This window comes from Thermovirga sp. (assembly GCF_017656375.1).
In the GTDB taxonomy this organism is placed as follows: domain Bacteria; phylum Synergistota; class Synergistia; order Synergistales; family Thermovirgaceae; genus Thermovirga.
Genome location: NZ_JACDOB010000003.1, coordinates 69,576 through 80,012, shown reverse-complemented (window position 1 = coordinate 80,012; position 10,437 = coordinate 69,576). Strand labels below are relative to the sequence as shown.

Annotated in this window: 13 protein-coding genes; all 13 read left to right on the top strand. The window is 45.9% G+C overall.

The window, feature by feature from the left end; genetic code table 11:
* On the top strand, positions 1 to 776 hold a 776-nt coding region (locus tag H0Z23_RS02655), incomplete at its 5' end, for a pilus assembly protein PilM (RefSeq protein ID WP_296867414.1).
* A complete protein-coding gene (locus H0Z23_RS02650) occupies positions 773 to 1,366 on the top strand; it encodes a PilN domain-containing protein (RefSeq protein ID WP_296867413.1) in 594 nt (197 codons plus the stop codon). The genes H0Z23_RS02655 and H0Z23_RS02650, both read left to right, overlap by 4 nt.
* Positions 1,363 to 1,884 carry a hypothetical protein gene (locus tag H0Z23_RS02645; RefSeq protein ID WP_296867412.1) on the top strand — a complete coding sequence of 174 codons (522 nt, stop codon included), beginning with the start codon at positions 1,363 to 1,365 and terminating at the stop codon, positions 1,882 to 1,884. The genes H0Z23_RS02650 and H0Z23_RS02645 overlap by 4 nt, the downstream gene beginning before the upstream one ends.
* The gene (locus H0Z23_RS02640) at positions 1,881 to 2,468 is read left to right on the top strand and encodes a hypothetical protein (protein WP_296867411.1); all 588 of its coding nucleotides are present in this window, start codon (positions 1,881 to 1,883) and stop codon (positions 2,466 to 2,468) included. The genes H0Z23_RS02645 and H0Z23_RS02640 overlap by 4 nt, the downstream gene beginning before the upstream one ends.
* Positions 2,429 to 4,216 (top strand): type II secretion system protein GspD, encoded by a 1,788-nt coding sequence (locus tag H0Z23_RS02635; protein ID WP_296867410.1) that lies wholly within the window; start codon positions 2,429 to 2,431, stop codon positions 4,214 to 4,216. The genes H0Z23_RS02640 and H0Z23_RS02635 overlap by 40 nt, the downstream gene beginning before the upstream one ends.
* 90 nt (positions 4,217 to 4,306) lie before the next feature.
* The gene (efp, locus tag H0Z23_RS02630; protein ID WP_296867409.1) at positions 4,307 to 4,879 is read left to right on the top strand and encodes an elongation factor P; all 573 of its coding nucleotides are present in this window, start codon (positions 4,307 to 4,309) and stop codon (positions 4,877 to 4,879) included.
* A gap of 14 nt (positions 4,880 to 4,893) precedes the next feature.
* Complete coding sequence (locus tag H0Z23_RS02625; protein WP_296867408.1) at positions 4,894 to 5,295, top strand: CD1247 N-terminal domain-containing protein; 402 nt, start codon at positions 4,894 to 4,896, stop codon at positions 5,293 to 5,295.
* A 15-nt stretch (positions 5,296 to 5,310) separates the two neighbouring features.
* Positions 5,311 to 5,841, top strand: coding sequence for an Asp23/Gls24 family envelope stress response protein (locus tag H0Z23_RS02620; protein WP_296867407.1), 531 nt, complete (start codon positions 5,311 to 5,313; stop codon positions 5,839 to 5,841).
* 65 nt (positions 5,842 to 5,906) lie between these two features.
* Entirely contained in the window at positions 5,907 to 6,413 is a 507-nt protein-coding gene (locus H0Z23_RS02615; protein WP_296867406.1) for a hypothetical protein, read from the top strand.
* A gap of 15 nt (positions 6,414 to 6,428) precedes the next feature.
* Positions 6,429 to 6,884 carry a transcription antitermination factor NusB gene (nusB, locus tag H0Z23_RS02610; protein ID WP_296867405.1) on the top strand — a complete coding sequence of 152 codons (456 nt, stop codon included), beginning with the start codon at positions 6,429 to 6,431 and terminating at the stop codon, positions 6,882 to 6,884.
* A 14-nt stretch (positions 6,885 to 6,898) separates the two neighbouring features.
* Complete coding sequence (xseA, locus tag H0Z23_RS02605) at positions 6,899 to 8,113, top strand: exodeoxyribonuclease VII large subunit (RefSeq protein ID WP_296867404.1); 1,215 nt, start codon at positions 6,899 to 6,901, stop codon at positions 8,111 to 8,113.
* 17 nt (positions 8,114 to 8,130) lie between these two features.
* Complete coding sequence (gene mtnA, locus H0Z23_RS02600; protein WP_296867403.1) at positions 8,131 to 9,144, top strand: S-methyl-5-thioribose-1-phosphate isomerase; 1,014 nt, start codon at positions 8,131 to 8,133, stop codon at positions 9,142 to 9,144.
* 34 nt (positions 9,145 to 9,178) lie between these two features.
* The gene (locus H0Z23_RS02595; RefSeq protein ID WP_296867402.1) at positions 9,179 to 10,411 is read left to right on the top strand and encodes an adenosylhomocysteinase; all 1,233 of its coding nucleotides are present in this window, start codon (positions 9,179 to 9,181) and stop codon (positions 10,409 to 10,411) included.
* Positions 10,412 to 10,437 lie beyond the last annotated feature (26 nt).

The window sequence follows — 10,437 nt, the reverse complement described above, 5'->3', positions numbered from 1 at the left end:
TGGAAGGGAAACTTGAGGAGCTCAAAAGCTACATAGGTGGCCAGTGGGGAAATCCCGTGACTCTGGGCTTGCCCTCGAGGGATGTCCTGCTCAGGATCGTGGAAATGCCCTCCATGGAGTTGGAAGAAGCCAGGGAAGCTTTAAAGTGGGACTTCGAAAAATACTTCCCCTTTCCCTATGCAGATGCAGTTTTTGATCTTTCTCAGGTGGATTTGCCGGGGGAGCTTGACGTAACAAATTCACGATTTTTGGTTGCGGCAGCCAGGCTCAGGGTAGTAGAAGGCCTGCTTGAGACAGTCAAAAAAGTTGGTATTAAAGTGAACGCCATAGAACCTGCGGGAGTGCCCTTGTACAGGAGCTTCAAGGGCACCTCCGTAACTGATATGATGACCGGAACGATGGTCGTGTGCGTCGGAGCTTTGAGTTCCCATATAGTGGTTGGTTTTGGAGACAACGGCATAATTTACAGGACGCTTCTTTTTGGAGGGCGGCCAAAAACTGGCCTGGAGCCTAAGTCGAGCTTTATGGCCATCGCTAGAGAGGTGTCCTCTACGTTTACATATTTAGCTAGCCAATTTAGGGATATGCGGGTAGATGAAGTGATATTATGCGGTGACTACGGTATGGAAAATTCCTTGAGGGAGGAGCTGCAAAAAGCCACGGAGACTGCGGTAATTGTTAGCGATCCCTGGGAAATATGGAAGGTCCGAGGTGCGCCTGCTAAAAAGCAGGGGTGGGAAATAGCCCTGGGCCTTGCTGTGAGGGATTTGTCATGAAGATTAAATTGGATTTAAGGCCTCAAAGCTATGCGGAAACTGTTTCAAAGGGTATTGATTTCCCTAGAATATTTGCAGCTATCTTGGTCTTATCTTTTTTAGTAGTATCACTGGCCTCATTTAGTTATGGATTCTACCTTTTTAGAGACCTCACAAAGCAGAGATTGGCCCTTCAACACAAAATTGAGACCCTTCAACTCCAGAATATAAAACTAGGGAAGGAACTAAAAAGGTTGCAAGAGAAAGAAACAAACTACCGGAGCGCATTAGACCTCATAGAAAAAGAGCTTCCTTCTCTCGAATTTTTAGCCTCTCTTGAAAAAGCCTTGCCTGAATCGGTGTGGCTTGAAAAGGTGAGCATTTCTAAGGGGAAAGTTAACCTTTCGGGAAAGGCTTTTACAGAGAACGATGTTGTGGATTTCGGGAGGGCCTTGCTTGAAGCCCCTATTATTCGTTCGGTGGGTTTTCCGGTTACAAACAGAGTCGAAAAGGAAGGCCAGAGCGTTGTAAGCTTTGCGCTGAGCGTGGAGCTAGGTGAGTTTAAGGACATTAAGAATAGCCCTCAAAAGAAGGAGGTGGCCTCAAGATGAAGCTGCCTCGTAAGCGTCTTGTAATTTCTTTGGTTATCTTGCTTATATTTGTTTTGGTCCTGGGTGGGGAAGCTTACTTCAGCAAAAAAGTTTTGGCTGAAAGGCGAACTATCGACGAAATGCGCCGCCGGGAAGCTGTATTGAACAGGGATGTTTTGGATAAGACGAGATTGATAAAGGCATATAAAGCAGCTTTAAGTACGATAGAGCAGTATAAGATAAATCTTCCCAAGGATGAGGTTTCCTTTTACTCTGCTGTGGAGCGGGAGCTGACGAAAAACGGTATCAAGGTCAACAGCATTAAGCCCGGGAAAGGTTCTGGAGGCATGAGAGCTGTAAATGTTAACTTTGAAGGTCCTTACTATGCAGTCCTGAACGTGTTTGCAGATTGGAGAAGCATGGGGGTTGCTGTAAGGATGACTTCAGCATCGTTGCAGAAGGATGCTGAGCTGGAGGGGTATGTGAGGGGAACGGTCACCCTTGAGTCCACATTCCCCAAAGGGGGTGCAGGGCGATGATGGATTCAGATACGTGGCTTGGCTCATTGATGGAATTTTGGGATGAACTCGTCCACGGCGAGAAGGTCCCTAAAACAATTAAGATTCTTTTGGCTGCAGCCATCTTAGGAGCCACTGTGTGGTCCGGTTATGTGTTTAAACAACTTACCGAGTTGGCTAAGCCACAGATTCCCCCTGAGGTAAAACCAAGCCCTAAAGTGGCTCAGGAGGCAAGAAGATTGAGTCAGGTAGTGGAAAAGTTTCAGTCTACTGTGCAAGCCAGAGGTGGCAGTACAGAGCTTTCCGTTTTGGCCTCCACCATTTCGAGAAGACCCTTTGTGCCGCCTCCACCTCCAGAGGTGGAAAAAGTGGGAGTTGCAAGCCTTGTAAATGAGGTTGCGCCTCCGCTAGTTACAGTCAAAGCAGTCATAATAAACGAACCTAATAGTGTGGCTCTGCTTGACGTAGAAGGATTAGGTGACGGTTTGATAGTTAAAAAGGGTTCTCCCTTCGGGGACGGGCAAGGTAGAGTTGTGGCTATTTCAGGAGAAAAGGTGGTGTTCACATGGGCAGGGCAAGTGTACGAAGCTTCAATGGAAATGTGAGAGGCATCCTGCAAGGAGTGCTTAAAGCCGTCATTGGCCTTACGGTGTTAATTGCGGTTTTTGCTTTTTGTAATACCTCCTTGTGGGCAGAGGATGCCTCCGAAGAGAGCATTGCAGAACAGATGCCCACCATGTTAGGCCTGGAAATAACCCAGGCGGGTGGTAGGGTCTTGTTGATGGAATTTAAGGGGCAGAAACTTCCCTTGCCTGAGGTACTATCTAGCGAAAACGATCAACTTGTCCTGTATTTTATGGGAGTCACCTTGCCGTCGGGATTTTGGGAGAAAGAGTACAGTCTGCCTCTGCTCAGAAAAGTTAGGCTCTCTCAGGAAGAACAAGGGATGAAAGCTGTAATTATTGGCAATATGTCCCTTAGGCTTCTTAAAGTCGAGGGAGCCGCGCCTGCAAGCCTTTTAAGGCTTTACGTGGGAGTTCCATCAGAAGGTGGAGAGGTGCCTTTGAGTGAAAACGTGCTCCTTGAAGGGGCAAAGGAATTTCCCGGAGGGTCTAAATATGATCCCATGCTCATAACTAAACCAGTCACAATAGAGATGAGGGATGCTGACCTGAGGGACGTCTTCAGGATGTTGGGTACTATGATGAATATAAATATTCTTGTGGATCCATCTGTTCCATCCTCCATGGTCACGGTCAGTTTGAAGGAAGTTCCTTTCCGGGATGCCCTGCAGTATCTCATGCGCATGTACGAGATAACTTATGCAATGGTTGGCAAGACAATGGTAGTCGGTAAGGCTGAAAGCATAGCAAAAACTATGGGACTCCAGCAGACAAGGGGATTCCACATAGCTTATGCAGATCCCAAGCAGATACCTGCTCTTTTGCAGAGCATAACAGGGGTGACCAAGTTTGTAGTGGATGAGCGCTTGAGAATGGTTTACGTGACTGGAACTGAACCACAGCTTGATCATGTAAAAAGAGCCCTGGAACGAATAGATCATCCGGGTCGGCAGGTGATGTTGCAGGCAAGGATCATTGAGGTTTCCGATGATGGAAAAGATGAAGTAGAAGCTCTGGTCAACTCGGTTTACAAGAGCTGGTGGGCTTCTTTTGGCGCTTCTGGGGGCATGATAGGGTACTATGATGATAATCAGAATACAGCAGACTCAGTATACGATCCTGATACCGACGATAGGACTATTGCGCCTCCTGGAGAGCTCACGTTTCCTGATCTAAGTGAAGGAACCCTTAAAGTTCTGGATGCCGGATTGAGGGCATTGGAGAGTTCTTCCAAGGCGAAGGTCCTCGCAAGCCCATCTCTTGTGACTGTGGACGGTCAGGCTGCAGAAGTGAAGTTAACACAAAATTACATATATCAATCAGGGTTAGATGATAATGGCAACCCGGAGTTTGAGACAGAGGAAGCAGGGCCTATTTTAAAGTTTACTCCTAACGTAGGAAGGTCAGGAGTAGTCACCATACAGTTGGACATAGGTACAGGCCAGATTCTGGAGTTTAGAAAGAGCGGCCAATCAGAGGTGCCCGTGACGAGCAAAAGAAACGTTAAGACTCTTGTGAGGGTCAGAAACGGGGAACCCTTTGTAGTAGGAGGGCTGTTCAGCGAGCAAACTACTCGCTCTGTGACGAAGATTCCGGTAATAAGCGATATCCCTCTGCTTGGGGAGCTTTTCAAGATCCGCAACGCGAGGAAACAGAATACTGAAGTGGTAATAATAGTGGTTCCCTATATTCTGGAGGTGCCATCAGGTTCAGTTACTGCTGATTTGTAAAAAATCGTTGCAGGAAAAAATATTATTTTTAAATTTCAAATGCTATTGTAAAATACCAGTATCACTTTTAATTGCGCGGGAGGATTGTTCATGGCAAGTGTGGTAGAAACAAGCGATTTTCATAGTGGTATGAAGATTAAGTGGCAGGATGGTATATGGGAGATATTGGATTGCCAGCACCACAAAATGGGGCGAGGTGGGGCTATCGTCCGCACCAAACTTAAGAATCTGGATACTGGGGCCATAATCGAGAATTCCTTCAGGTCTGGAGAAAGGTTCGAGCGAGTGACCTTTGATGACAAACCAGCCCAGTTTCTTTATCAGGATGGAGAAAACTACGTATTCATGGATCTTGGTAATTATGATCAGATTTATATTCCAAAGGATATTTTGGGGAACGCGGTGTCTTTCCTGAAGGATAACCTCGAAGTAGTGTTAAACATGCACGAAGGGCGGGTAGTTGGAGTCGAACTGCCCAAGAGTGTGGAGCTTAAAGTGGTAGATACCTCCCCTGGTTATAAGGGCGACACTGTCTCAGGAGGTGGAAAGCCTGCGACTGTGGAGACAGGGTTGGTGCTTACTGTTCCTATGTTCATCGAGGTGGGGGACGTTATAGTGGTGGACACCAGGACAGGGGAGTATATAGAGAGAGCTAAAAGTTAAACTAGGAGGCAAAGATGAAATCTAAAGAGAGAATAGCATACTTGCAGGGGTTGTTGGACGGGCTCAAGGTCGAAGGCGAGGAAACTAAGAAAATATATGAGGCCATAGTCGAAGCTCTAAAGGCGCTGTCATATGAAATAGAGGAACATGAAGAAGTTTTGATGGAGCAGCAAGAATTTTTGGGCGAGCTAGCAGATTATTGCGAACAGCTTGAGGAAGACATAACAAATCTTGAGGAGACTGCGCAGGGAGAGTGGGAAGACGAAGATTATGAAGATGAAGAAGAATTGGACTACCCTTCCGTTACATGCCCTGAATGTGGGTACCTTTTCTTTTATGACCCAGAGGAGTATGAGGAGGGGGAGCAATTGCAGTGTCCTGAGTGTGGCTTCTTAATGGATATCCCCGAAGAGTAGAGGAAGCCTTGCCGTTTGATTAAAGAAAGGAGGGGCAGAGTGGTGGAGGAGAAGGAAAAGGACCTAAAGAAGGAAAAAACTGCCGAAGGGGCCCCTGAATATGAAGATGTAGAAGCATTAGCGAGTTCCACAGTTGGAGGAGTCGTCAAGATTTCCGAAGATGTCATAGCACAAATAGCGACACAGGCGTTGCTGAGCGTAAAGGGAGTGCAGCCTGCAAGCCCTGGTTTGGTCGCTAACTTACGACTCGGCAAAAAATCTTCTAGTGGAGTTAAAGTTTCCGTTCACGACGGTGATGTGCCATCAATTACCGTTGAGGCTTACATAACCGTTAAGTATGGCCTTAGGATTCCTGACATTGCATGGGACGTTCAGGAGTCCATTAAGAAGAATTTAGAGCAGTACACGGGATATATGGTCAAGTCTGTTGACGTATATGTCCAGGGAGTCTTCTTTGACGCTCCACAAAAAGAAGAGACAGAGGGGGGAAGCCAGCCTTCTGGTGAAAATGAGCCCCCTAGCTCCGATGTGGGATCCGACGTGTAAATTTTAATATAATAAAAGGGGCCGGAGCCTGCGGGGCCGGCCTTTTTTATGGGAGGGTGGCGCCATTGTTTTTTTATTGGAAAGATGGGCCTGTCGGCAAGTTGTGGATATCTAGAAGAGGGCTTACAGCCTTAGTTGAAAGGTTTCTCCCTGGGACCTATCGTTGTGCAGATTTGTTTTTTGACGGTGAGACCTCTGAGCTTACGCTATCTATTGAGGTGCCAGGAGATAATATTGCGGAAGATGCGAAAAAAATTGAGGATGATTTGGCATGTGAACTATCCCTTCTTGGTATAGGAGGTGTTGTAGTTAGCATAGTCAAAGTTGAAGAGGGTAAGGGGTTTGAAAACTTTGTTCCCAGAAAGCTTTGTAAAAACCTCAATGTAGATAAACCTCTATTTTGGGCCCTAATAGTTGGGGGTGTCTCGGCTGTATGGAATCTGGGAATAAAGGGGCTTATATATGTTGCTGTATGGGCCGGAATAGGCTATTTAGCGAGTTTCTTCTTGCTCAGCGATGAAGGGAAAAAACTGATTTTCAAAGTTTTATCCCTATTTAGGAGAAAAAAATAAACTGGAGGTGGGCTTTTGTCTAGATCCTTTCTTCCTCAGAGACGAACAAGGGCGCGGGAAGTAGCTCTTCAAATTTTATATTCTTTGAACGTAAGGGAAGGCTTAGAGCCTGATGAGGCCATAAGCCTTTTCCCATTTAAAGATGAAGAACCGGATGTGGCCTCCTACGCGATAAAATTGATAAAAGGCGTTTGGAGCAACAGCGAGAAGATCGATATGTTGATAAGAACTTATATAACTGGATGGAGACCAGAAAGAATGGTAATGGTAGATCTTGTCGCCATACGATTAGCTCTTTATGAGGGATGGATAGCTAAAAAAGTGCCTGTGGCGGTGGCCATCTCTGAGGCCGTTGAATTGGCTAAACATTTTGGTACAGAAGATTCAGGAAGGTTTGTAAATGGTGTCTTAGGCCGGATTGTAAGGTCATTGCAAGAGGAATCTAAAGACAATAATGAACCTGAAAGTTAAGGGGCACATCATATATGGTGAATGAATTCAACGTAGATCAGCTTACTGAGTACATAAAAGGCCTTTTAGAGCAAGATCCCAATTTGCGTTTCCTCAGGGTTATAGGGGAACTCTTTGATTTTAAGATTCACTCTTCAGGGCATGTGTATTTTACTATTTTGGGTAAAGAAAGTAGACTCAACTGCGTTCTATTCAAATCGGATGCACGGGACATTCCCAGATGGCCCCAAAAGGGTGACCTTGTAGCTGTTGAGGGGCGAGTTGGCCTTTATCCTCCAAGAGGGGCTTATCAGCTTTATGCCAAAAGGTTGATGCCTATAGGGAAGGGAGCCATTGCCAGAGCGAAAGAAGAGCTGAAAGACCGTCTGGAAAAGGAAGGTTTGTTCGACGTTCGGCTTAAGAGACCCATTCCGAAGTTACCGTTGAAGGCGGCCATAATAACTTCTCCAACTGGAGCGGCAGTAAAAGATGTGATAAAGGTTTCTTCAGTGAGGTTCCCCCAGTGCGAGTTGGTTATAGTACCTTGCCTTGTTCAAGGATTGGATGCTCCAAGTTCCATTGTCAAGGCTATTCGAAGGGTTAATTTTATAAAAGAAGTCGATGTAGCTCTTTTAGTCAGAGGGGGAGGCAGTAGGGATGACTTGAACCCCTTTGACGACGAGACGGTGGTCAGGGCAGTTAGGTTATGTCCTGTACCGATAGTTACTGGCCTTGGACACGAGGTAGACCTTACATTGGCGGATATGGCAGCGGATTTTTCCGCTCCCACCCCTTCAGCGGCAGCAGAAAGGACTTTCCCTGACAGAAAAGCTCTGTTGCAGAACCTTGAGGGGCTCAAAAATTCCTTGGTTTCGCTGATGAAAATGGAGATTAAGAATAGAGCCTCAAGTTTGGAAAATGCTTGGTCTCATACGTGCAGGCTTGTTAAGGATAATTACTTGTGGAGAGGCCAATCTGCTTTAAATGTCCTATCTAAAGATCTTGTGAAGGTTACACAAAGGCAGCTTGAAAATTATGCCTATTCTCTTGGTAGAGTTTCCGATGCCCTTGATGCTGCTTCTCCCTTAAAACTCCTGGCAAAGGGATTTGCCTTTTGCAAGGACGAAGAAGGAAACAAAATATCTTCCGCAGATAAAGTGTCTGTAGGCCAAAATATTATAGTTCAACTTTTAGATGGAGATATAAAGGCCTGCGTTTCGGATAAGGTGCGACTGAACAGAAAACTTTGATTATGAGGTGAGATAACATGCTCCCTGATACACTGCGTTGGAATGAAGAAGAAAGACAGCTCGAGATACTGGATCAGAGGAAATTGCCAAAAGAGGTGAGCTACCTTTGTTGCAAGACTCCAGAAGAAGTGGCCGTCGCTATAGAGGACATGGCTGTGCGAGGAGCTCCTGCCATAGGTATAGCTGCAGCTTATGGAGTGGCCCTCACAAGACCCATTACTAAAGATGCTTTAGATGACGTTTTTTTGAGGTTAGCCAGAACAAGGCCAACTGCGGTTAATCTCTTTTGGGCGTTGAATCGAATGAGGAAAGTAACTGAAGAAGTAACTGACATAGCTCTTTTGGAAAGGGTTTTGTTAGAAGAGGCAAAAAGAATTCACTTAGAAGATATTGAGATAAATAAGAAAATCGGAGCTTACGGTGCTTCTTTGCTTCCCAATGACTGCACAGTTATAACCCATTGTAACGCTGGGGCCCTTGCTACTGGGGGGTACGGTACGGCTCTGGGGGTCATAAGAGCTGCAAAAGATAAAGGAAAACGTATTAAGGTGTATGCTGATGAGACTAGGCCAGTTTTACAAGGAGCCAGGCTGACAGCTTGGGAGCTTTATCAGGACCAGATAGACGTGACCCTTATTTGTGATTCCATGGCACCTTTCCTAATGAAAAAAGAAAAAATTCACGCAGTGATAGTCGGAGCGGACCGAATAGCCAAAAATGGGGATACGGCCAACAAGATAGGCACCTATGGCCTTGCTGTTGCGGCGAAATTTCATGGAGTACCTTTCATAGTTGCTGCTCCTGTTTCGACCATTGACCCTGGTTGTTCAAGTGGAGGCAAGATACCCATTGAGATGAGAAAAGAAAAAGAAATAAGGCTTCTTCCAGGAGCAATGGAAGTGCCTCAGGAAATTCCAGTATGGAATCCAGCTTTTGATGTTACACCGGCTAATTTAATAACGGCTATAGTGACTGAAAAGGGGGTACTTTACCCACCCTTTGACGAAGCCATAAGTAAGCTATTTGGATAATTGATAATGATAACCTGGAAAGGAGAGCAAAAGCATGAAACAGGATAAAGCGTTGGTAGAGGAGGGCTTGAAGAAGATAAGTTGGGCATGGAATTTCATGCCTGTTTTGAGGAGTTTTGAGGCGGAGCATGTAGATAAGCAGCCGCTAAAGAATAAAAGAATATGCACCTGCCTTCATCTGGAGGCAAAGACGGCCTGTCTCCTTTTAACCTTGAAGAACCTGGGGGCGGAAGTGTCCGCGGCAGGAAGCAATCCCCTTTCCACACAGGATGACGTATGTGCGGCCCTTTCTGCGAAAGGAGTGCGAGTTTACAGTAAAAGGGGAATGTCAGCCAGAGAGTATGTGGCAAACCTTAACAAGGCTTTGGATATAGAGCCTCATATAGTTATCGATGATGGGGCGGACCTTATTGCCCTACTTCATACAGAAAGACAAGAGATGCTGCCTAATATAAGGGGCGCTGCTGAGGAGACCACTACGGGAATAAACAGGCTCAAGGCAATGGAAAGTTCTGGTGTCCTGGCTTTAGGGGTTATAGCTGTAAATGATGCCAAGAGCAAGTTTCTGTTTGACAATAGGTATGGTACTGGACAATCTGTGGTGGATGGCATTTTAAGGACCACTAACGTCCTTATTGCCGGAAAGGTAGTGGTTGTGGCAGGTTACGGCTGGTGTGGTAGAGGTGTAGCCATGAGAATGCAAGCCCTTGGAGCTAAAGTTATAGTTGTGGAAGCCGACCCTCATAAAGCCTTTGAGGCTGTTATGGATGGCCATGCGGCTATGTCCATGAAGGAGGCAGCTCTCTTGGGTGATTTATTTTTGACCCTTACAGGGAATAGAGACGTCATTCGCAAGGAACATTTCGAAATAATGAAAGATGGTGCCATATTAGGTAATGCAGGACATTTTGACGTGGAGATAAATAAAAAACACCTGGAAGAGCTGGCGGTAGATAAGACTGTCTCAAGAGAAAACATTCTTACATATATTTTAAAGGACGGAAGGAAGCTGCATCTTCTTGCGGAAGGGCGGCTGGTCAACTTGGCAGCAGCTGACGGGCACCCGATAGAGATAATGGATTTGAGCTTTTCAACCCAATTGTTATGTGCTCTTCACATAAACGATAACAGCTTGAGTGCAGGGGTGATACCAGTTCCAGAAGATATAGATAGGCTAGTTGTGAAAAGAAAATTGGAGACTATGGGAGTGACCCTTGAAGAAATGACAGAAGGCCAGAAAGATTATCTGCGGTCATGGAGAGAGTGATCCTCATATTTATGAGAGGGGGGAAA

Excerpts from the sequence above, each read along its gene's own strand:
- mtnA (WP_296867403.1), top strand. The coding sequence starts at position 8,131 with ATGCTCCCTGATACACTGCGTTGGAATGAAGAAGAAAGACAGCTCGAG.
- H0Z23_RS02625 (WP_296867408.1), top strand. The coding sequence starts at position 4,894 with ATGAAATCTAAAGAGAGAATAGCATACTTGCAGGGGTTGTTGGACGGG.
- H0Z23_RS02640 (WP_296867411.1), top strand. The coding sequence starts at position 1,881 with ATGATGGATTCAGATACGTGGCTTGGCTCATTGATGGAATTTTGGGAT.
- xseA (WP_296867404.1), top strand. The coding sequence starts at position 6,899 with ATGGTGAATGAATTCAACGTAGATCAGCTTACTGAGTACATAAAAGGC.
- efp (WP_296867409.1), top strand. The coding sequence starts at position 4,307 with ATGGCAAGTGTGGTAGAAACAAGCGATTTTCATAGTGGTATGAAGATT.
- H0Z23_RS02650 (WP_296867413.1), top strand. The coding sequence starts at position 773 with ATGAAGATTAAATTGGATTTAAGGCCTCAAAGCTATGCGGAAACTGTT.
- H0Z23_RS02645 (WP_296867412.1), top strand. The coding sequence starts at position 1,363 with ATGAAGCTGCCTCGTAAGCGTCTTGTAATTTCTTTGGTTATCTTGCTT.
- H0Z23_RS02595 (WP_296867402.1), top strand. The coding sequence starts at position 9,179 with ATGAAACAGGATAAAGCGTTGGTAGAGGAGGGCTTGAAGAAGATAAGT.
- H0Z23_RS02635 (WP_296867410.1), top strand. The coding sequence starts at position 2,429 with ATGGGCAGGGCAAGTGTACGAAGCTTCAATGGAAATGTGAGAGGCATC.